Source organism: Burkholderia sp. AU17457, assembly GCF_002223255.1.
Lineage (GTDB): Bacteria > Pseudomonadota > Gammaproteobacteria > Burkholderiales > Burkholderiaceae > Burkholderia > Burkholderia sola.
In genome coordinates, this window is the sequence record NZ_NKFB01000008.1 from 1,149,012 (window position 1) to 1,168,995 (window position 19,984).

The 19,984-nt window shown below is 68.4% G+C and carries 19 protein-coding genes; 8 read left to right on the top strand and 11 right to left on the bottom strand.

Features of this window, described 5'->3' with window-relative positions; translation table 11 throughout:
• From CFB49_RS35145 to ehuR, 7 genes are all read right to left on the bottom strand, one after another.
• Positions 1-1,479: an NAD-dependent succinate-semialdehyde dehydrogenase gene (locus tag CFB49_RS35145; RefSeq protein WP_089493682.1), complete on the bottom strand. Its 1,479-nt coding sequence runs from the start codon at positions 1,477-1,479 to the stop codon at positions 1-3.
• 121 nt (positions 1,480-1,600) lie between these two features.
• The gene (locus CFB49_RS35150) at positions 1,601-2,071 is read right to left on the bottom strand and encodes an Lrp/AsnC family transcriptional regulator (RefSeq protein WP_006489640.1); all 471 of its coding nucleotides are present in this window, start codon (positions 2,069-2,071) and stop codon (positions 1,601-1,603) included.
• 13 nt (positions 2,072-2,084) lie between these two features.
• On the bottom strand, positions 2,085-3,110 hold the full coding sequence (gene doeB, locus CFB49_RS35155; RefSeq protein ID WP_089493683.1) for a N(2)-acetyl-L-2,4-diaminobutanoate deacetylase DoeB: 1,026 nt from the start codon (positions 3,108-3,110) through the stop codon (positions 2,085-2,087).
• Positions 3,111-3,114: 4 nt separating this feature from the next.
• Entirely contained in the window at positions 3,115-4,323 is a 1,209-nt protein-coding gene (gene doeA / locus CFB49_RS35160; protein WP_089438104.1) for an ectoine hydrolase DoeA, read from the bottom strand.
• Between the two features lie 10 nt (positions 4,324-4,333).
• Complete coding sequence (locus tag CFB49_RS35165) at positions 4,334-5,338, bottom strand: cyclodeaminase (RefSeq protein WP_089493684.1); 1,005 nt, start codon at positions 5,336-5,338, stop codon at positions 4,334-4,336.
• A 1-nt stretch (position 5,339) separates the two neighbouring features.
• Entirely contained in the window at positions 5,340-6,311 is a 972-nt protein-coding gene (gene eutB, locus CFB49_RS35170) for a hydroxyectoine utilization dehydratase EutB (RefSeq protein WP_089438106.1), read from the bottom strand.
• A 107-nt stretch (positions 6,312-6,418) separates the two neighbouring features.
• On the bottom strand, positions 6,419-7,831 hold the full coding sequence (gene ehuR, locus CFB49_RS35175; protein WP_089493685.1) for a MocR-like ectoine utilization transcription factor EhuR: 1,413 nt from the start codon (positions 7,829-7,831) through the stop codon (positions 6,419-6,421).
• Between the two features lie 357 nt (positions 7,832-8,188).
• Between ehuR and CFB49_RS35180 the strand changes: the two genes are divergently transcribed.
• The 7 genes from CFB49_RS35180 to CFB49_RS35210 all read left to right on the top strand — a co-directional run bounded on the left by CFB49_RS35180 (position 8,189) and on the right by CFB49_RS35210 (position 14,767).
• Complete coding sequence (locus CFB49_RS35180) at positions 8,189-8,668, top strand: MarR family winged helix-turn-helix transcriptional regulator (RefSeq protein ID WP_089438108.1); 480 nt, start codon at positions 8,189-8,191, stop codon at positions 8,666-8,668.
• The gene (locus CFB49_RS35185) at positions 8,665-10,788 is read left to right on the top strand and encodes an FUSC family protein (protein WP_089493686.1); all 2,124 of its coding nucleotides are present in this window, start codon (positions 8,665-8,667) and stop codon (positions 10,786-10,788) included. Before CFB49_RS35180 ends, CFB49_RS35185 begins: the two co-directional genes overlap by 4 nt.
• 34 nt (positions 10,789-10,822) lie before the next feature.
• On the top strand, positions 10,823-11,035 hold the full coding sequence (locus CFB49_RS35190) for a DUF1656 domain-containing protein (RefSeq protein WP_006481008.1): 213 nt from the start codon (positions 10,823-10,825) through the stop codon (positions 11,033-11,035).
• Between the two features lies 1 nt (position 11,036).
• Positions 11,037-12,014 carry an efflux RND transporter periplasmic adaptor subunit gene (locus CFB49_RS35195; RefSeq protein ID WP_089493687.1) on the top strand — a complete coding sequence of 326 codons (978 nt, stop codon included), beginning with the start codon at positions 11,037-11,039 and terminating at the stop codon, positions 12,012-12,014.
• Positions 12,011-13,507 carry an efflux transporter outer membrane subunit gene (locus CFB49_RS35200; protein ID WP_089438111.1) on the top strand — a complete coding sequence of 499 codons (1,497 nt, stop codon included), beginning with the start codon at positions 12,011-12,013 and terminating at the stop codon, positions 13,505-13,507. The genes CFB49_RS35195 and CFB49_RS35200 overlap by 4 nt, the downstream gene beginning before the upstream one ends.
• Before the next feature lie 168 nt (positions 13,508-13,675).
• The gene (locus tag CFB49_RS35205) at positions 13,676-14,101 is read left to right on the top strand and encodes a TOBE domain-containing protein (RefSeq protein ID WP_069619702.1); all 426 of its coding nucleotides are present in this window, start codon (positions 13,676-13,678) and stop codon (positions 14,099-14,101) included.
• Between the two features lie 75 nt (positions 14,102-14,176).
• Positions 14,177-14,767, top strand: coding sequence for a nitrogen fixation protein NifQ (locus tag CFB49_RS35210; protein WP_089493763.1), 591 nt, complete (start codon positions 14,177-14,179; stop codon positions 14,765-14,767).
• Between the two features lie 344 nt (positions 14,768-15,111).
• Here the strand turns inward: CFB49_RS35210 and CFB49_RS35220 are convergent, their stop codons facing one another.
• Together CFB49_RS35220 and CFB49_RS35225 are read right to left on the bottom strand one after the other, a co-directional pair.
• Entirely contained in the window at positions 15,112-16,173 is a 1,062-nt protein-coding gene (locus CFB49_RS35220; protein ID WP_089493688.1) for a DMT family transporter, read from the bottom strand.
• Positions 16,174-16,646: 473 nt separating this feature from the next.
• Complete coding sequence (locus CFB49_RS35225) at positions 16,647-17,321, bottom strand: ProQ/FinO family protein (protein WP_089493689.1); 675 nt, start codon at positions 17,319-17,321, stop codon at positions 16,647-16,649.
• A 639-nt stretch (positions 17,322-17,960) separates the two neighbouring features.
• Between CFB49_RS35225 and CFB49_RS35230 the strand changes: the two genes are divergently transcribed.
• Positions 17,961-18,545, top strand: a complete 585-nt coding sequence (locus CFB49_RS35230; protein WP_069619698.1) for a DUF2889 domain-containing protein — start codon at positions 17,961-17,963, stop codon at positions 18,543-18,545.
• Positions 18,546-18,652: 107 nt separating this feature from the next.
• Here CFB49_RS35230 and CFB49_RS35235 read toward each other — a convergent pair whose 3' ends face one another.
• Entirely contained in the window at positions 18,653-19,144 is a 492-nt protein-coding gene (locus CFB49_RS35235) for a flavodoxin family protein (RefSeq protein WP_069619697.1), read from the bottom strand.
• A gap of 165 nt (positions 19,145-19,309) precedes the next feature.
• Positions 19,310-19,963, bottom strand: a complete 654-nt coding sequence (locus CFB49_RS35240; RefSeq protein ID WP_089493690.1) for a TetR/AcrR family transcriptional regulator — start codon at positions 19,961-19,963, stop codon at positions 19,310-19,312.
• Positions 19,964-19,984: the final 21 nt, after the last annotated feature.

Genomic DNA, 19,984 nt, shown 5'->3' on the forward strand with positions numbered 1-19,984 from the left:
TCAGGCCGTCGCCGCGACAGGCAGGCCGAGATTGCCGAGGCAGAAGTACTTAGTTTCGGTGAACGGCTCGAAGCCTTCGGCGCCGCCTTCGCGCCCGAGTCCCGACGCCTTCATCCCGCCGAACGGGATCGGCGCGCCGGTGAATTTCACGCCGTTGACCGACACCATCGCGAAGTCGAGCCGCCGCACCAGCTGGAAGATCGTGTCGATGCGCGTCGCGCACACGTACGCGGCGAGTCCGTATTCGGTGTCGTTGGCCGTTTCGACCGCTTCGTCGAGCGTGTCGAACGCGCAAACGGCCGAGATCGGCGCGAAGTTTTCCTCGTCGACCACCCGCATGCCCGGCGCGGCATCCGCAATCACGGTCGGCTCGTAGAACCATCCGCCGAGCGCATGCGGCCGGCCGCCCGCGACGATGCGCGCGCCGCGTGTCCGTGCGTCCTCGACACGCGCCACGGTCGCGTCGAACGCGGCCTGGTGCATCAGCGGGCCAACGTCGACGCCTGGCTCGAATGCGGGCCCCGTCTTGAGCGCGCGCACCGCGTTCGCATACCGTTCGACGAATGCGTCGTACAGCGGGCGCGCGACGAGAATCCGGTTCGCCGCGCAGCAGTCCTGGCCGGACGTCTGGAACTTCGCGCCGACGGCAATCCGCACCGCCTGCTCGAGATCCGCATCCTCGGTCACGATGAACGGCGCATTGCCGCCCAGTTCGAGCGCGATCTTGCGGATGCCGGCCTTCGCGGCGGTCTCGCTCACAAGCCGCCCGACGCGCGTCGAGCCGGTGAAGCTCACCGCGCGCACGCGCGCATCGCCGACCAGCGTTTCCATCGCCATCTGCGGCTCGCCGAGCACGACGTTGAACACGCCGGCCGGGAAGCCGGCCTCGTCGGCGAGCTGCGCGAGCGCGAGCGCCGAGAACGGCGTTTCATGCGCGGGCTTCACGACCACGGTACAACCGACCGCGATCGCGGCCGCCGCCTTGCGCGTGATCATCGCGGCCGGGAAATTCCACGGCGTGATCAGCGCCGCGACGCCGACCGGCTCCATCACGGTGCCCAGATGCGCGCCGTCGATGTGGGTCGGAATCGTGCGTCCCGCGAAGCGCTTCGCCTCGTTCGCGAACCATTCGACGAAGCTCGCCGCATAGCGGATCTCGCCGCGCGCTTCGGCCAGCGGCTTGCCCTGTTCCAGCGACAGCAGCGCGGCCAGATCGTCGACGTGACGCAAGATCAGCGCATGCCAGCGCAGCAATGCCGCGCTGCGCACCGCTTGCGGCGTCCAGCGCCAGGGGTCGTACGCGCGCTGCGCGGCGTCGACGGCCGCGACGATCTGCGCGCGCTCGAGCATCGGCACGTGGCCGATCACGGCCTGATCGGCGGGGTTCACGACGGCAACCGTCGCGGCACTGTCGCTGTGGATCCAGCGACCGTCGACATAGCAGGTCGACTTGAACAGAACGGGGTGTCCGGGCAGCATGCTGCGTCTCCTCGTTGGTGAGCACGAGCTTCATTGTGTCGCGCCGGCGCATGCGGAAATTTCGGTTTGCACGGCCGGAAATGCCGGTTTTTTCCGTATTGCCGCGCGCCGGCGCGAACTTTTACAGCCAGTCGGGCGCTCCGCCGGATGCGCACTTCACGACCTTCGTCACGATGTACGTGAAGTAGCGCTCGATGCCGAGGTCTTCCATCAGCAACGCATCAATGAAGCGCTGGTAATGGTCGATGTCGCGCGCGACCACGTGCAGCACGTAGTCGACGCCGCCTCCCGTCGCATAGCACTGCGCGACCTCGGGCGCGGCGGCCACGCGGTCCTCGAAGCGCCGCATGTCGGGTGCAGTGTGCCGCGACAGCGTCACCTCGACGACGATGCGGCTGCCGGAGAATGCGCCGATCCAGTCGACGTCCGCGCGATAGCCGCGGATCACGCCGCTTTCCTCGAGCTTGCGCACGCGCTCCCATGCCGGCGAAATCGACAGGTTCACGGCCTCCGCGAGCTTCGACTTCGTGATGCGCCCGTCGCGCTCGAGCAGGCGCAGGATCGCGAGGTCGTATCGGTCGAGCTTGATCACGTCGTGCGCGTCCTCATACGGCCACCGGAATGTTGCGCTCGACGATGTCGGCCACCACCGCGATCGTGTCGCCGGTCTGCACGATGCCCGGAAAATGCCGCGCCGCGAGCAGCCCGCGCCGCCGCGCGACGTACTCGACCGCCGTGACGCCCGTGCGGTCGATGTCGTGCACGCGCGCGAGCACGTCGCCGGCCTCGACCTCGCTGCCGAGATCGCGGCACATCTCGAGCAGCCCGCGATGCTCGCTCGTCGTGAAGCACGAGCCGTCCGGCATGTCGAGCAGCGTCGTCGTGCGCGGTGCGTTGCCATCGATGACGTCCTTCGCTATCACGCCCGCATGCGCGAGAAATCCATACACGCCGCGCTCGGCGATCGCGACGCTCGCCGCCGTCGACGTGCCGCCGCCGCCCAGTTCGGTCGACACGAACACCTTGCCGGCTTCCTCGGCTGCGCTGTCGTATAGGCCGACGCTGTCGAGTTCCAGCATGCGCATCGAATACGGCGCGCCGAACGCGCGCATCGCGCGCTCGCAGCGTGCCTCCTGGTCGCGATCTTCCAGCACGTGAATCGCCGCGAACGGCACGAAGTCGAGCGTGCGGCCACCCGCGTGAATGTCGAGCACGTGCGTCGCAAGCGGCAGCAAATGCCGCTGGAAGTAATCGGCGATCTTCTCGGTCACCGTGCCGTCCGGCCGGCCCGGGAAGCTGCGATTGAGGTTGCCCGCATCGATCGGCGACGTGCGGCAACCGGCACGAAACGCCGGGTAGTTCATGAACGGCACGACGATCACGCGGCCGGTCACGTCGGCCGCCTTCAGCGAACCGGCGAGCTTCGACAGCGCGACCGGCCCTTCGTACTCGTCGCCGTGATTGCCGCCGGTCAGCAACACCGTCGGCCCGTCGCCGCGCTTCACGACGGTCACCGGAATCATGATCGCGCCCCACGCGGAATCGTCGCGCGAGTAAGGCAGCTTCAGGAAGCCGTGCTGTTCGCCGTCCGCGTCGAAATCGACGGTCGGCGTAATCGGGGAAGCACGCATCGCCCTACTCCTTCACGAACAGCTTGCGCGGCACGTTGCAGAACGTCTCGACGCCGGTCTCGGTGATCAGGATGCTCTCCGTGATCTCCAGCCCCCAGTCGTCGAGCCACAGCCCGGGCATGAAGTGGAACGTCATGCCGGGTTCGAGCACCGTCCGGTCGCCCGGACGCAGGCTCATCGTGCGCTCGCCCCAGTCGGGCGGATAGCTCGCGCCGATCGGGTAGCCGCAGCGGCTGTCCTTGTCGATGCCCGCGCGGCGCAGGACCGCGAAGAACGCGTTCGCGATGTCCTCGCACACGTTGCCCGGCTTCGCGGCCGCGAGCCCGGCCTCGATCCCTTCGACCACCGCGCGCTCGCCTTCGATGAAGTGCGCGGGCGGTTTGCCGAGATAGACGGTGCGCGACAGCGGGCAGTGATAGCGGCGGTAGCAGCCGGCAATCTCGAAGAACGTGCCGGCGCCGCGCGCGAACGTCGAGTCGTCCCAGGTCAGGTGCGGCGCGGCCGCGTCGGCGCCGGTCGGCAGCAGCGGCACGATCGCCGGGTAGTCGCCGCCGAAACCATCCGCGCCGCCGATCCCGGTCGCATAGATCTGCGCGACCAGGTCGCTTTTCTTCATGCCCGGCTCGATCGTCTCGACGATGTGCGCATGCATCCGCTCGACGATGCGCGCCGCCACGCGCATGTACTCGATCTCGCGCGGCGACTTCACCGCGCGCTGCCAGTTGACGAGCGCGGTCGCGTCGACCCAGCGCGCGGCCGGCAGGTGCCTCTGCAACGACGCGTATGCCGCCGCGCTGAAGTAGTAGTTGTCGAGCTCGACGCCGATACGCAGCGTGTTCCAGCCGCGCGCGGCGATGACTTCGGTGGACAGGTAATCCATCGGGTGGCGCGCGGGCGACTGCACGTAATGATCGGGATAGCCGACGATGTTCTCGTGCGCCATGAACGCGGTGCGCTTCGCGCCGTTCGCGTCCTGGCCGCGCCCGAACCACACGGGTTCGCCGTCCAGCGCGAGCAGCACGCACTGGTGCACGTAGAACGACCAGCCGTCATAGCCGGTGAGCCAGCCCATGTTGGTCGGATCGGTGACGATCAGCAGGTCGATACCGGCCCGCTCCATCGCCGCGCGCGTCTTCGCGATCCGCGCGGCATATTCGCTGCGCGCGAACGCGAGACGCGGCGCGGCTGTCTGGGTTTCGATGACTGCGGACATCTGTCTCCTCTCAAGTCGTGAGGTCGTTGTGAAAAATCGTGCCCACTTCCGCCGCGCGGGCGCGTTGCAGCGCGAGCACGGCAATCGCGGTGTCCTGCGCGCCGGTGCCGGTCAGGTCGCAGATCGTGATGTCGTCGCGATGCGTACGGCCGTCGCGGCGGCCGGCGATCACTTCGCCGAGTTCGGGAAACACCGCGTCGGCTGCAACGGCACCGGCCGCGATCGCATGCGCGAGCTCGCCGGCCACGCGGGTCTGCTGCAGTCGGTCACAGAAATAGCGCGCGGCGCCGAACACCGGCGGCGCGAGTTCGGTCTTGTAGTCGGCGTCCGAACCCATCGCCGTCACGTGCAACCCAGGATGCAGGTCTTCCGCGTGCACGAGCGGCGCACGGCTCGGCGTGGTCGTCACCGCGATGTCCGCGTCGGCCAGCGCCGCGTGCACCGAGCGCGCGACGAGCGCGTCGATCCCGTGCGCGGCACGCACGTCGGCCGCGAATCGCGCGGCGCGTTCGGCATCACGCGCCCACACCGTCACATGGGTGATGTCGCGCACCAGCATCAGCGCGGCCAGCTGCAGCCGGGCCTGCTCGCCCGCGCCGACGATCGCCGCGCGATGCGCATCGGCGCGCGCGAGCCGGCGCGCGGCCACGGCGCCGGCCGCCGCGGTGCGTACCGCCGTCAGGTAACCGTTGTCGAGCAGCACGGCTTCGGTCAGGCCGGTACGCGCCGACAGCACGAGCATCAGCCCGTTCAGGCTCGGCAGCCCGAGCGACGGGTTGTCGAAGAAGCCGGGGCTGACCTTGATCGCGAAGCTGTCGAAGCGCGGCAGATACGCCGTCTTCACGTCCACTTCGGCATGGCGTTGCGGCAGCGCCAGATTCAGGATCGGCGGCATCACGACGGCGTCGGTCGCGAGCGACGCGAACGCGGTCTCGACCTGGTCGATCGCGACGAGATCGAGCGGCACCAGCGCACGCAGTTGCGCGTGGCCGAGCAACGTGACGGGATGGGCCATGTCAGTTCTCCGAAACGAGCCGGCGATGCACGGCCATGTCGATGTTCGCGCCGCTCACGACGACGACGACCGGGCCGCGGCGATCGCGGCGTGCGATCCGTTCATCCAGCAGGGCGGCGAGGCCGACCGCGCCGGCGCCTTCGACGACGAGCCTCTCTTCCCGATACGCATGCGCGATGCCGCGCGCGATCGACGGCTCGTCGAGCAGCACGACGTCGTCGGCCAGTGCGCGCGTCATGTCGAACGTGTAGCGGTTGTCGAGGCCGATGCCGCCGCCGAGCGAATCGGCCAGCGTCGGCTGCTCGTCGACGTCGACCGGGCGGCCGGCCGCGAGGCTCGCGTGCATCGCGGCGCCGCGTGCCATCGATACGCCGATCACGTCGATCGCCGGCCGGATCGCCTTCGCGGCAAACGCGACGCCGCTGAACAGGCCGCCGCCCGACAGCGGCACGACGAGCGTCGCCGTATCCGGCAGCGCTTCGAGTATCTCGACGCCGATCGTCGCCTGGCCCGCGATGATGCGCGGATCGTCGAACGGCGGCACGTACGCATAGCCTTCGTCGCGCACCAGCCGCCGCGCTTCCACCTGCGCGTCGTCCTGGCTGTCGCCGACGATCACCACGCGCGCGCCAAGCGCCGCGACCGCCTCGACCTTGTTGGCCGGCACGAGCGACGACATGCAGACGGCCGCGTCGATGCCGAGCGCGCGTGCCGCATGCGCGACCGCGCGGCCATGATTCCCGGTCGATGCGGTGACCACGCGCGTCACGCGTTGCGCGGCGAGTTCCGCGAGCGCGTTGGTCGCGCCGCGCAGCTTGAAGCTGCCGGTCGGCTGCAGCGTTTCGAGCTTCAGGTAGACGGGTGCGCCGACGCGCGCGGACAGCGCGGCGGACGCGACGAGCGGCGTACCGTCGGCGCGCCCGGCGAGGCAGCGGCGCGCGCGGTAGACGTCGGACAGCGACAGGAAAGACATGGAACGCACGCCTCGCGACGAATGTGATGCGATCCAGTCTAATGTTCCAAATCGCGCTTTCGAATGTCCTGATACATTGCGCGCGATGTCGCGACGACACCGCCGGTTCAGTGGAAATCGTTCAGATGCGGATACTGTTCGAACACGCCCGCGATCGTCTCGAGCGCTGCATTGCACGCCGCATCGGAGGTTTCGGCGCCGATGCACACGCGCACCGCGTTCGGCCGCTCCGTGCCGCCGACGAGAAACGGATCGGGCGACGTCACCGCAATCTTGCGGGTGCGCAATTCGCGCACGATCCGCTCGGCCTGCCAGTAATCGGGCACGCGCAGCCATGCGGAAAGTGCGTTCGGGTGCGCACCGAGCACATACGGCCCCAGTGCGGCCCGCACCATCTCCTGACGCACGGCGAGCCGCTGGCGCTGCAGTTCGACGAGCCGCCGCGCGGTGCCGTCGGCGATCCAGCGCGTCGCGATCTCGGCGATCGGCGACGTCGCCATCCAGCTGCTCACGCGCAACACGCTCTCGACGCGCAACGCGAGCCGCCGCGGCATCGCAAGATAGCCGGTGCGCAACCCCGTCAACACCGATTTCGTCATGCTCGTGCAGTAGAAGCCGAGCTCCGGAATCAGGCTGGCAATCGGCGTGCCCGTCTTCTCGGGCAGCGGGCCGTACACGTCGTCCTCGATCACGTATACGCCGTAGCGCGTCGCGATGCGCGCGATCGAGCGCCGCCGCGATTCGGTCATCATCGACACGGTCGGGTTATTGAGGGTCGGCGTGCAGACGAGCGCGCTGATCCGCTCGCCGTCGCACATCTCCTCGAAATGTTCGGGACGGATGCCGTGCTCGTCCATCTCGAGCCCTTTCAGCGTAAACCCGAGCACGTTCGCGGAGCCGATCACGCCGTGATCGGTCAGGCTCTCGCACAACACGGTGTCGCCCGGCCCGACGATCGACGCGAGCGCGAGAAAGATCCCGTGCGCCGCGCCGTTCGTGACCAGCAGCGCTTCGCGGTGCACCGGCATGTTCAGCGACGCGAGCCACGCGGCGCCCGCGTCGCGATGCGCATCGAGGCCGGCGATCGGCCGGAACGAGCGGATCCACGGCTGATCGTCGGCGCCGGCCAGCGCCGTGCACACGCTGCGCCACGCCGCATCGTGCTCCGGCGTGTGCACGATGCGGGCGATCGAGAAATCGACGAGCTCGCGCTCGGTCGTATCGAGGATGTAGTTCGACATCGATTCGGTCACGCGCGCGGCCACGAAGCTGCCGCGGCCGACCTCGCAGCGGATCAGTCCCTGACGCTCGAGCTCCTTGTACGCGTTGGTGACGGTCTGCACGCTGACGCCGAGGCTCGACGCGACGTCGCGCTGCGGCGCGAGCCGCGCGCCCGGCGCGAGCGCGCCGTTCTCGATGTCGCTGGCGATCGCCTTCACGAGCCGCTTGTATTTCGACTCGATGCCGTGCACCGCGCCGATCGCGTCGCGCCAGCCTGCCGATACCTCGGTCCGTCCCATCTCGATGTCTCCGTCGTGGCTTCCGCATGGTCGCTCAGAAAGACACCCCGAAAATATTGTCCTAGTTCAATCGCGTGCGGAAGCAGGACGCTGCGGGTCGAATCGGACGAGGCAATCGGCGTGCCCGGACGACTGCGGCCCACACCTTTTTCGGTCGATCGAAAGTCGCGGGCTGCCTACCCGCGCAGCGTGCGACGCGCCGGCTTGGAATTTGCTTTACATGCGCGGTCGTGCTCGTGTGGCCGGACAGTGGTCGTCCGCCGATTCAATATAGCCGCCGCGCCTCTTGGGACGTGCCGTCCGGGTAAAGAAAACGATAGTTTGCTATCGAATGTTTTTGCCCCTATCATCTCGCCCATGACCAATCTGCACGACCTCCGCCTCGCCGTCAGCAGCCTGCTCGTGCTCACCGCGCGCAAGTGGCGCCGCACCAGCGACGGCGTGCTGACCGCATACAACGTATCCGAAGCCTGCGCGACGCCGCTGCTGATCGCCGGGCGCCTCGGCGAAGGCGTGCGGCAAGGCACGCTCGCCGAGCACGTGGGCATCGAAGGGCCGTCGCTCGTGCGCCTGCTCGACCAGCTGTGCGCGGCCGGCCTGGCGCGCCGCGACGAGGATCCGCACGATCGCCGCGCGAAGACGATCTCGCTGACGGCCGCCGGCCGCGCGGTCACCGCAAAGATGGAGGAAGACCTGCGCGCGCTGCGCGCCCAGGTGCTCAAGGGCGTGTCGCGCGCCGATCTCGAAGCGACGCTGCGCGTGCTGAACGCGTTCAGCGCAGCCGATCCGCATCCTCCGGCGTCGCACCCGTCCCGCCCCGCCGATTCCGCGTCATGACCTATCCGAGCCTTCGCGACTGGCTGTTCTCGGGCAAGACGTTCGCCGCGTCGATGCTGGCGCTGTACCTCGGCCTGTATTTCCAGTTGCCGCGCCCGTACTGGGCGATGGCGAGCGTCTACATCGTGTCGAACCCGTTCGTCGGCGCGACGCGCTCGAAGGCGCTGTACCGTGCGCTCGGCACCGCGCTCGGCGCGGCCGCCGCGATCTTCTTCGTGCCGCCGTTCGTCGAGACGCCGCTCCTGTTCAGCATCATCGTCGCGACCTGGTGCGGCACGCTGCTGTACCTCGCGATCTCCGACCGCACCGCGCGCAGCTACGTCTTCATGCTCGCCGGCTATACGATGCCGCTGGTCGCGCTGCCGACCGTCACCGATCCGTCCACGATATTCGACGTCGCGATCGCGCGCACCGAGGAAATCGTGCTCGGCATCGTGTGCGCGAGCGTGGTGGGCAGCGCCGTGTTCCCGAACCGGCTCGCGCCGACGCTGATCGAGCGCACCGACGCGTGGTTCAAGGACGCCGCGTTCTACGGCCGAGAAACGCTGTCCGGGCACCTGGCCGGCAAGGCGCTGTCCGCATGCCGGCAGCGGCTCGCCGCGACGATCACCGGCCTCGAATTCCTGCTGAGCCAGCTGGGCTACGACCATGCGCATCCGCGTGTCCTCGCGCGCGCGCAGGCGCTCGCCGGTCGGATGCAACTGTTCCTGCCGCTGATGTCGTCGCTCGCCGATCCGCTGATCGCGCTGATGCGCGACCTGCACGTGCGCCCGCCCGCGCTCGACGCGCTGCTGGCCGACGCCGCGAAATGGTTCGACGCGCCACTGCCGGCCGTGAAGACCGGCTCCGACGGCGACATGGCGCACGATCCTGTCGCCGACGACCTGCGCGAGCGCATCGCCGCGCTGCAGCCGCCCGACAGCGCGCTGGCGAGCTGGGACGGCGCGTTGCTGTCGAATGCGCTGTGGCGGCTGCGCCAGGTCATCGACATCTGGCAGGACTGCCGCTCGCTGCGCGCGCTGATCGCGAACGAGTCCGGCGTGTGGCAGCCGCGCTACCGGCACTGGCGGCTCGGCGGCACCGAGCGCTTCTTCGATCGCGGGATGATGCTGTTCTCCACGCTGACCGTCGTGTTCGCGATCGTGTTCGCGTGCTGGCTGTGGATCTCGTCCGGCTGGCACGACGGCGCGGCCGCCGTCACGCTCGTGGCCGTGTCGTGCAGCTTCTTCGCCGCGCTCGACGAGCCCGCGCCGCTGGTGTTCAAGTTCTTCCTGTCGACCGCCGCGAGCGTCGTGTTCGCCGGCCTGTACCTGTTCGTCGTGCTGCCGCACGTACACGATTTCGCGATGCTCGTGCTGATGTTCGCGGGCCCGTTCATCCTGATCGGCACGCTGCTGCCCCGCCCGCAGTTCAACATGGTGACGATGCTCGTCGCGGTGAACACGGCCACCTTCATCAGCATCCAGAGCGCGTACGAAGCCGATTTCTTCGTGTTCCTGAACAGCAACCTCGCGGGTGTCGCCGGGCTGCTGTTCGCGTACGTGTGGACACGCGCGACGCGGCCGTTCGGCGCGGAGCTCGCGGTGCGGCGCCTGCTGCGCGCGGGCTGGGAGGACGTCGCGCGCTCCGCGTCGACGCAACCGCTCGACGATCAGCGCAACCACGCATCGCGGATGCTCGATCGCGTCACGCAGCTGCTGCCGCGCCTCGGCGCGTCCGACGACCACCGCCACCCGTCGATCGAGAGCTTCCGCGACCTGCGCATCGCGCTGAACGCGCTCGATCTGCGCCGCTCGCGTCGCAGGCTGTCGGGCGACGTGCCCGACGCGATCGATCGCGTGCTGGCCGGCGTCACCGATCACTACGCGCGCTGCGCGGCCGCGAACGCGCGCCAGCCCGTGCCGCCCGAGCTGCTCGCGACGATCGACGACGCGCTGCGGCGCGTGGCCGGCCGCAACCTGCCGGGCGCCGAGCAGGCCGACGGCGTGCCCACGCCCGCGGTACCGGCCACGCACCGCCGGCTGCGCGACACGCTGCATGCGCTCGTCGGCATGCGCCTGTCGCTGTATCCGGCCGCGGCCGCGCAAGCGCCACAGGCGCCGGACGGAGCACGCGCATGAGCCGGCTTTCCACTTTGTCCTTCCGACCGCGACCATGATCGGCGAAATCGATATCTTCGGCGTGTTCGTGCCGGCCCCGCTCGTGCTGATGCTGATCGCGTACCTGATCAACATCGTCGTGCGCGCGGTGCTCGAACGCGTCGGCTTCTACCGCCTCGTCTGGCACCGTTCGATCTTCGACCTCGGCATCTACGTGTTCGTGCTGGCCGCCGTCGTGATCGTGTCCCACCAACTCGTGGCTACCTAACGTGAAAAAAACCTGGCTCTCGGCAGGGCAAGTCCTGCTCACCCTGATCGTCGTCGTCGTGGCCGGCCTCGTGCTGTGGCGCATCATCAACTACTACATGTTCTCGCCGTGGACGCGCGACGGGCACGTGCGCGCCGACGTGATCCAGGTCGCGCCGGACGTGTCGGGCCTCATCACGTCGGTGCAGGTCGCCGACAACCAGGCGGTCAAGCGTGGTCAGGTGCTGTTCGTGATCGACCAGGCGCGCTACGCGCTCGCGGAACGGCTCGCCGAAGCGACGCTCGCGCAGCGCCGTGCGACGCTGGCGCAGGCGAAGCGCGAATACGCGCGCAACCTGCAACTCGGCAACCTGGTCGCGAGCGAACAGGTCGAGGAAAGCCGCACGCGCGTCGAGCAGGGCGAAGCCAGCGTCGCCGATGCGCAGGTGTCGCTCGACACCGCGAAGCTGAACCTGCGGCGCACGACGATCGTCAGTCCCGTGGACGGCTACCTGAACGACCGCGCACCGCGCGTCGGCGAATACGTGCCGGCCGGCCGCGCGGTGCTGTCGGTCGTCGACCGCAACTCGTTCCGCGTCGACGGCTACTTCGAGGAAACCAAGCTGCGCGGCATCCATATCGGCCAGCCGGTCGACATCATCGTGATGGGCGAGCCGCATGCGCTGCGCGGCCACGTGCAGAGCATCGTCGCCGCGATCGAGGATCGCGACCGCACGCAAGGCGCAAACCTGCTGCCGAACGTGAACCCGGCGTTCAGCTGGGTGCGGCTCGCGCAGCGCGTGCCGGTGCGCGTCGTGCTCGACGAGGTGCCTGACGATTTCCGGATGATCGCGGGCCGTACCGCGACCGTGTCGATGCGCGGCGCCGACGCGCGTCGCAACGACGACGCGAAACCGGCAGGCGCCGGCACCGCGTCGGCGGCCGCGCCGGTTTCGGCTACGTCAGGTACGGCCGCCAGCGCCGTGGGAGCATCGCAATGAAGCGGCACGGTCTGCGCGTCGCGGCGACGCTCGCCCCGCTCGCGCTCGCACTCGGTGCGTGCAAGTCGGTCGGCCCCGACTACACGCTGCCGCAACAGGCGTACGTCAACGCACCGCTCGCGAACCATGCGCTCGACGATGCGAACGGCGCGCTGGTGTCGCGCGACGCGGTGCCCGGCAACTGGTGGCAGCTGTACGACGACCCGGTACTCGACGCTCTCGTGCGCGATGCGCTGAAGTCGAACACCGACCTGCGCGTCGCCGCGGCGAACCTCGCGCGCTCGCGCGCGGCGCTGGTGGTCGCGAACGAACAGGGTGGCTTTTCGGGCAAAGCGGAAGCGGCCGTGCAGCGCGCGCAGGAATCCGCCGAGCAATACCTGCTCGAAAACAAGCTGCCGGTCGTCAACGAAGGGGCGGTCGGCATCAACGTGTCGTACGAACTCGATCTGTTCGGCAAGCTGCGGCGCGGCGTCGAAGCCGCGCGCGCGGACAGCGAGGCCGTCAAGGCGGCCGGCGACCTCGCGCGCATCACGGTCGTGGCCGACGTCGTGCGTGCATACGTCGAAGCGTGCTCGGCCGGCGACGAACTGGCGATCGCGAAGCAGTCGCTTGCGCTGCAGCAGCAGCGCGTCGCGTTGTCGCAGCGGCTGCGCGATGCCGGGCGCGGCAACCAGACCGACGTGACGCGCGGCGTGACGCAGGTGCGCACGCTCTCCGCCGACATTCCGCGCTTCGAAGGCCGCCGCAAGATCGCGCAGTACCAGCTCGCCGCGCTGCTCGCGCGCGCCCCGGCCGACCTGCCGAAAGCCGCCGCCGAATGCGAACGCCTGCCGAAGCTGCGTCAACCGATTCCGATCGGCGACGGCGCCGCGCTGCTGCGCCGCCGGCCCGACGTGCGCGAAGCCGAGCGGCAGCTCGCCGCCGCGACCGCGCGGATTGGCGTGGCGACCGCCGCGCTGTACCCGTCGGTCAGCATCGGTGCGTCGGCCGGCTCGGTCGGCGTCGCCGCCGACCTGTTCTCGTCCACCACGAATCGCTGGTCGTTCGGCCCGCTGATCAGCTGGTCGTTCCCCGTCAACGGCCAGCGTGCGCGCGTACGCGAAGCCGAAGCCGCAACCGGCGGCGCGCTCGCGCACTTCGACGGCGTCGTGCTGAATGCGCTGCGCGAAACGCAGTCGAGCCTCGCGACCTACGCGGCCGACGTGCAGCGCACGGATGCGCTGCGCACCGCGTACGAATCGGCCCGCAACTCCGCCGCCGAAACGCATCGTCTCTATGCGGCCGGCCGGGAATCGTTCATCGCCGATCTCGATGCGACGCGCACGTTGACGAGCGTGCGGGCGCAGGTCGCGGCGGCCGAGGGTCAGGTCGCGGCCGACCAGGTGCGGCTCTTCCTCGCGCTCGGCGGCGGATGGGACGGCGACGGCGCAACGGCCGCCGTGGACGCCGGCTCTGCGGCCACCGCACCTGCGGCCGGCCCGTCGGCGCCGTAGCGACATCGGCATATGTCGCATGCGTGACGAAACACCCTGCGGCGACCGGTTTTACTGATTCACGCGACAGCATTCGCAGGGGCGGCGTTGACGGTACACTGGCCGATGCATTTCCAGTCACCCGCTACCGCGGCCGGCCCGGCCGCGGCACCTACCCGGAGAGTCATCATGCGAACGAGCGCCCGCAACCAATTTGCCGGCGAGATCAGCGCCGTCAAGCCCGGTGCCGTCAACGACGAAATCACGCTGCGCACGCAGGACGGCCTCGAGATCGTCGCCGTGATCACCCACGGCAGCGCAGCGTCGCTTGGCCTCGCGGCCGGCACGAAGGCATTCGCGCTCGTCAAGGCGTCGTCGGTGATCGTGATGGTCGACGTCGACAGCAGCAAGGTGTCGGCCCGCAACTGCGTCGCGGGCACCGTCGTGTCGGTCGCGAAGGGCGCGGTCAATTCGGAGGTCGTGATCAAGGCCGCGGGCGGTGCCGAAATCATCGCGATCGTCACCAACGACAGCGTCGATCGTCTCGGGCTCGCGAGCGGCACCGCCGCAGCCGCGATCTTCAAGGCATCGAGCGTGATCGTCGGCGTCGAGTGATCGCGTGACGATCGCGACGGCGATTCATTGGACGCCGCGCATGCGTGCGACCCGGTTCTCGTCAGGAGCGACGCGATGATCGCTCCGGCCGATCGCACGCATGAACGGGCGTTGCAGTCGCTGCAAGCTGCTGCGGCCCACGCCGACGCGCCCGATGCACGGCTGTTCGGTGCGCTCGTGACGGCACGCGCGTGCCGCAACGAACTGTCGCTGCTCGGCTTGCTGCCCGGCCAGCTCGCCGGCCTGCTGGCCCGGCAGTTTCCGCACCTGCGGTCAGTCGATGCCGCCGCACTCGTGCCGACGGCCGCGCCGTCGCCGTTGCCCGCCACCCACTCGGCATTCGTCGCGACGCTGCATGCACGGCTGATGGACGACGCGAATCCCGCCGTCGCCCGCGACGATGCCGACTGCCTTGCGTCGATCATCGCGCATGCGTGCCTGCGCCCCGACCATCTGTGGCGCGACCTCGGGCTCGACGGGCGCGATGCGGTATCCGCGATGCTCGAGCGCTTTTTCCCCGTGCTCGCCGCGCGCAACATCGCTCATCTGCGCTGGAAGAAATTCCTCGCGCAGGAAGTGGCCGCATCGCGCGGCGTACCGCCCGGGCCCGCGCCCGGATGCCCCGGTTGCGAGGATTTCGGTTTCTGCTTTCCTCGAGCGCGATAGTTGCCATGGCGACGCGTGACGCCGCCTGTTTCGTCGCATCGTCAGCCGGAAAAGCCGCGTTGACCGGCATGGCAAGCGCGAACCTACCGTTACGCAACTTCGACGCCGCATCCCACTTCGACGAAAGAGCGCGGATAGCCCGCATCTCACGCGGCAACAGCTGAATGATCGTCAAATCGCTGACCGGTTGCCCGCGCGTGTTCCGCGCGTCGCACCCCGAGGCGGCAACGCGCGGCTTCCGGCACGCGAATGCCGGCAACCGGCGTCGGCGGACCGATGAACGGCCGCTCGCGCTTCCCATAAATGGGAACCTCGCGATCCGCCGCCCGTCGCTCACGACACGGTCAGTGTCGATGCCGGTGATGAATATCCGGAAAATGCGCGTGACTATGCGTGATCGGCAGATGCACGTGCGGATGCGTGTGCGGTTCATCGCCGTCATACGGGAAGTCGTGCGCATGCTGGTGATGGTCGTCGTGCCGATGCCGATGCGTATGCTCGAGCCGCTCGTGCGCATGCGTGTGTTCGTGCCGTTCGCGCACGTGCAGCCAGATGCCGAGCGCCATCAGCGCGGTCGCGATCCAGAACGTCGCGGGCGGCAGCGCGGGCCAGATCAGCAGCGACAGCACGACCCCGAACAGCGGGGCAATCGAAAAGTACGCACCGGTGCGCGCGCTGCCGAGATGACGCAGCGCGACGACGAACAGCACGAGGCTGATCCCGTAGCCGCCGAGCCCCGTCAGCATTGCCGCGGCCGTGACCGGTATCGCAGGCGGCGTCGCGCCGGTCGCCAGCGCGATGCCGATGTTCACCGGCCCCGCGATCAGCCCTTTCACGCACGCGATCACCATCGCGTCGTTGGCGGCCACCTTGCGGGTCAGGTTGTTGTCGATCGCCCAGCACAGGCATGCGCCGACGATCAGCAGCGCACCGACCGGCACGCCGGCCCGGCCCGGTGTCCACGACAACAGCGCGCCGCCGGCGACGATCGCCATCATGCCGACAAATACCTGCGTATCCACGTTCTCGCGAAACACGACCCACGCGATCACGGCCGTCAGCACGCCCTCGAGATTGAGGAGCAACGCGCTCGTGGCCGCCGGCGTGCTCGACAGCCCGAGCATCAACAGAGCCGGGCCGGCCACGCCGCCCGCCGCGATCGACCCGGCCAGCCACGGCAGATCGGCGCGCTGCAACGGCGCGGCGTCCGCGGCCGGTGCACGACGGCCGTGCCAGCCGCGCAGCAGCATCCCGATGCCTAGCCCGATGCCACTGCCGAGATAGAAAAGGCCGGCGACCATGAACGGCGACATCGCGCCGATCAGCGCCTTGGCGAGCGGTGTCGCAGCGCCAAACAGCGCGGCAGCGGCGAGCGCGACGAAAATCGCGGAATGTCTCGGGTTCATGGTCCGGGTTGAATTGACGTTGACGACGCTGGGCGTGGCTTTGGATCGAACCGGGGCTTGCCTTACTTTTCGAAAGACAGGTTGTATCGCGACAATCGGCTTGCCTGCGGGGTGATGATCCAGTCGTGATTATCGCGCGCCATTTTTGTCGCGACGAGCAAGCGGGATCGCTCGCGTGTCGGTCGACGCGTTTCGCTTCGCCATTTCGGAACGCGAATTATCGGGTCAGGCCGCTTCATTATTCTGCAATACGAAGCATTGGAACGAAAACGAAGCCGTCGAAACATCATGCATGCCGAGGCTGATCGACGAATATGAGTCGTCCGGTCGCTGTGTCTGTTCGACAGGGAGGAGATGTACCGGCCGATTCAGCGCCGGTGGAGGCAGTCCCGACCTGCCTCTGTCGAGGCAGGTCGGTCTGTCGTGTCATGCGTCGCCGCGGCTTGCAGCGGGTGCGCGGCGCGCGGTGCGGATTACTCGTTGCCGGCTGCTTGCTGTTCGACCTGCTGCGCGGCGTCGGTCTGCACCTTCGCTTCCGCTTCGGCTTGCGCCGGTTGCTGTGCGACAGTTGCCTCGGCCGGCTGCTCGGCCTTCGGCTGCTGCTGCGCACCCTTGGCCGATTGTGCCGCACCCTTGCCGCCAGGGCGGCGAGCCTTCAGACGGCGCGCACGCGCCGCGTCGTCGTGCGTCACGCGCCCGGCTTCGTTGCCCTGCAGATCGACGCGCACCGCGTCTTCGACGAGGCAGGACCAGTAGCGATTGCCGCGGCACCACGTCGACATTGCTTCGCGCAGTTCCGCTTCGTTGAGGCCCACGGCCTGCGCTTCGCGTGCGAGATCGTCCCAGATGCCAACCTTGAGCGGCACTTTAGGGGCCGGATTCTTCGGGAACGCGCGCGGAAACTTTCGCTGCAGTTTGCCGATTGCGACGATGACCGGATCGACCGGCGCCGACGGCTTCGCCGGAGCAGGCTTCGCCCGATGCTGCGCCTTCGCGCCGGCGCCCGGCTTGGCGCCGCGGGACGGCTGGTCGCCGGACTTCGGCTTCGCGCCGGCGTCCGTCGGCGCCGCCGGCCGCTTCGCGTTGCGCTCCTGCTTGGCCTTCGCTGCGAGCTGCGCCCGCAATTCGGCAAGTTGTTCAAAACCCATAAATTCAATCCACCAGGAATATAAGTGTGGTTCGTGCGGCCATGCCGCGCGGCACAAAAGCATCGCCGCCATGCGTGGGGCCGGCCTGCCGCCGGTGCGGAACACGACGGGGCCGCATCGCGCACGCCACTCTGTTTTCAGGCACCCGGCCTCGATGCCGGACAAGACAGGAGTGGAAGTATACCGGTACGCGGGACGGCCGGTTGACTCGCCGGTCTGCATTTGCCCGAGCCGCGGCGCCGAAAATGCGTCCGCGTGGTCGTGTTGCGCATTATATGGATACGTTTCCGGATGTCACGCCATTCGCGGCCCGGCCGGAAATCGGCTGTGCGGACGCTCAACTGAATACGCATCTTCCGCGCGACAGCCGTTGAACAGTGTCGTGTCGCATCCGCGATGCGTTGCGTGTCCCCGACGTCGCACGACACGCCCGCCCGACCCTCGCTTGCGCCGGCATCGGCGTCCGATTCGTTGCGTCCGCATCGATCGCGTCGCGGACGAAAATATCGGAAAGTGCGTAGTATGGCCGAATCGACCTCGTTGGCAGCACGTCCCGTCGGCTTTTCACCGCGCGCCCGATCGGCGCGCGCGATCCCGTTGCCTGCGAAAAGACCCGGTTACACGAGATGGAGCGGATGCATGGTTTCCCAAGACGACACCCCGCACGACGGCATTACGCGCGAGGAGATCCACCATCGGCAGATCGACATGCGCGGCTATCGGCGCAGCGATGGCCTGTTCGAAGTAACGGCCTGCCTCGCGGACCGCAAGACCACCGATTTCACGCCGCCCGGCGGTGCACGGACGGTCGCTGCGCTGACCCCGCTCCACGATCTCGGCGTGACGCTGGTCTTCGACGTCGACATGGTCGTGCGCGCCGTATCCACGTTCATCCGTTCGCATCCGTATGCGCAATGTCCGGGCGGCGGCGACTCGCTGCAGGCGCTCGTCGGGTTGAATATCGGCACGGGCTGGAACAGCGAGGTGCGCAAGCGCCTGCCGTCTTGCGATACGTGCACGCACCTGAAGGAATTGCTCGGCCCGATCGCCACGACGGCCTATCAGACGATGGTCGGCATGCGGCGATCGTCGCTCGATTACCGAGACAGTGAAGGCAAGCCGCTCAAGATCGACAGTTGCTATGCATACGGCGCATCGCGCGATCTCGTGAAACGTCTTTGGCCCGAATACTACCGGCCTTCGGGCACTGCAAAGGGCAACTGAAGCCCCGGCCCTCGGCGGTTCGGCGTTGTTTGCGAAATCGGTATTGCGCGAACGGCCGCAGATCCCGCCTGTATCGCTTCGTCAGATCGGCGCCCCCGGCTCCGTCCTCAGAACACGCCCAGTGCCAGCCCCGCAGCAAGCCCCGCACCCAGTTCGGCGCAGCGCGCGAGCGCGTCACCGTCGATCGTCTTCGCCGCGAGAATACGTTCCTGAGTCTGCGCATGCGTGCAGACGATCAACCCGGGCGCGACGTTCTTCAGCCGCCATCCGGTCGCGATCCGGTCGATCTGCCGCAATGCGTTCTGTCCGTCGCTGCCCGCGCAGACCATCGCCGCATACGGACGGCCGTTCACGCGATCGAGCGCCGCGTAGTAGCAGCGATCGAAGAAATCCTTCATCAACCCGGACATCGCCGCAAGATTCTCCGGCGTCGCGAACAGGTACGCGTCGGCTGCCAGTACGTCGTCGGCGCTCGTCGCGTCCGCGCGCTGCAACCTGACCTCGACGCCGGGCTGCTCGCGAGCCGCACCGGCAGCCGCTTCGGCCATCTGCTGCGTGCCTCCGGTCATCGTGTGATAGACGATCAACAGCGTCTTCATGGGTCGTTGCTCGCAGTCGGCTTCGGGGTCCGCGGACGGTATCGCCGGGTTTGGGCCGGCGGACCGGTCGACACGGGTAGGGGCGATTGTGCGTTCGTTTTCTCCGGATCGGTGGGTTTCGCGCATCGCAACGATTTCGATCGGCCCACGCTTGCGGATGCGCGGTCAGTCCTGCGTGCGATGCGACGCGGCGCCGTCGTCCGGTCGCGCGTAGTACGCGAGGAACATGTCGGCGGCCGATTCCGCCACTTTCTGCTGCTCCTGCACCGTCAGCGGCGGCTGGCCCATCGTGATCTGCGGCCAGAACGCGAATGCCTTCACGGCGCCATGCAACTGGTGCGCGGCGAACGCCGGATCGGTAACCGCCAGACGGCCGGCCGCCGCAGCCGCACGCACCCAGACCGTGACGTCTTCCTCACGCTCGCCGAGACGTTCGACCATGTCGCGCGCTCGTTCCGGCGAGTGGATGGCCGCGCCGATCGCGACGCGCGCCAGTGCGAGGAACGCGTCGTCGTTCATCAATCGCAATTTGCGGTCGAGCAGCGCGAGCAATTGCTCGCGCAGCGGCACCTCGGCGCGATAGGTCGGCGAGTTGCCGGTCCGGGTCGCATCCCACAGCTTGTTCAGGATCGCGGCGAACAGCGTCTCCTTCCCCGGGAAATGGTTGTAGACGGTTCGCTTCGACACGCCCGCCCGCGCGGCGATGCGATCCATGCTCGTCGCATCGTAGCCGGCCGCGAGAAATTCCTCGATTGCCGCATCGACGATGGCCGCGCGCTTTCGGTCAGTGAGGCGCTGAGGAGGAGTGCTGGTATCCATACAGAAATTTTACACCGGGCA

What these genes read in the sequence shown, in the direction of transcription:
- CFB49_RS35145 (WP_089493682.1), bottom strand. Translation starts at nt 1,479, where the DNA reads ATGCTGCCCGGACACCCCGTTCTGTTCAAGTCGACCTGCTATGTCGAC.
- doeB (WP_089493683.1), bottom strand. Translation starts at nt 3,110, where the DNA reads ATGCGTGCTTCCCCGATTACGCCGACCGTCGATTTCGACGCGGACGGC.
- doeA (WP_089438104.1), bottom strand. Translation starts at nt 4,323, where the DNA reads ATGTCCGCAGTCATCGAAACCCAGACAGCCGCGCCGCGTCTCGCGTTC.
- CFB49_RS35165 (WP_089493684.1), bottom strand. Translation starts at nt 5,338, where the DNA reads ATGGCCCATCCCGTCACGTTGCTCGGCCACGCGCAACTGCGTGCGCTG.
- eutB (WP_089438106.1), bottom strand. Translation starts at nt 6,311, where the DNA reads ATGTCTTTCCTGTCGCTGTCCGACGTCTACCGCGCGCGCCGCTGCCTC.
- ehuR (WP_089493685.1), bottom strand. Translation starts at nt 7,831, where the DNA reads ATGGGACGGACCGAGGTATCGGCAGGCTGGCGCGACGCGATCGGCGCG.
- CFB49_RS35180 (WP_089438108.1), top strand. Translation starts at nt 8,189, where the DNA reads ATGACCAATCTGCACGACCTCCGCCTCGCCGTCAGCAGCCTGCTCGTG.
- CFB49_RS35185 (WP_089493686.1), top strand. Translation starts at nt 8,665, where the DNA reads ATGACCTATCCGAGCCTTCGCGACTGGCTGTTCTCGGGCAAGACGTTC.
- CFB49_RS35190 (WP_006481008.1), top strand. Translation starts at nt 10,823, where the DNA reads ATGATCGGCGAAATCGATATCTTCGGCGTGTTCGTGCCGGCCCCGCTC.
- CFB49_RS35200 (WP_089438111.1), top strand. Translation starts at nt 12,011, where the DNA reads ATGAAGCGGCACGGTCTGCGCGTCGCGGCGACGCTCGCCCCGCTCGCG.
- CFB49_RS35205 (WP_069619702.1), top strand. Translation starts at nt 13,676, where the DNA reads ATGCGAACGAGCGCCCGCAACCAATTTGCCGGCGAGATCAGCGCCGTC.
- CFB49_RS35210 (WP_089493763.1), top strand. Translation starts at nt 14,177, where the DNA reads ATGATCGCTCCGGCCGATCGCACGCATGAACGGGCGTTGCAGTCGCTG.
- CFB49_RS35220 (WP_089493688.1), bottom strand. Translation starts at nt 16,173, where the DNA reads ATGAACCCGAGACATTCCGCGATTTTCGTCGCGCTCGCCGCTGCCGCG.
- CFB49_RS35225 (WP_089493689.1), bottom strand. Translation starts at nt 17,321, where the DNA reads ATGGGTTTTGAACAACTTGCCGAATTGCGGGCGCAGCTCGCAGCGAAG.
- CFB49_RS35230 (WP_069619698.1), top strand. Translation starts at nt 17,961, where the DNA reads ATGGTTTCCCAAGACGACACCCCGCACGACGGCATTACGCGCGAGGAG.
- CFB49_RS35235 (WP_069619697.1), bottom strand. Translation starts at nt 19,144, where the DNA reads ATGAAGACGCTGTTGATCGTCTATCACACGATGACCGGAGGCACGCAG.
- CFB49_RS35240 (WP_089493690.1), bottom strand. Translation starts at nt 19,963, where the DNA reads ATGGATACCAGCACTCCTCCTCAGCGCCTCACTGACCGAAAGCGCGCG.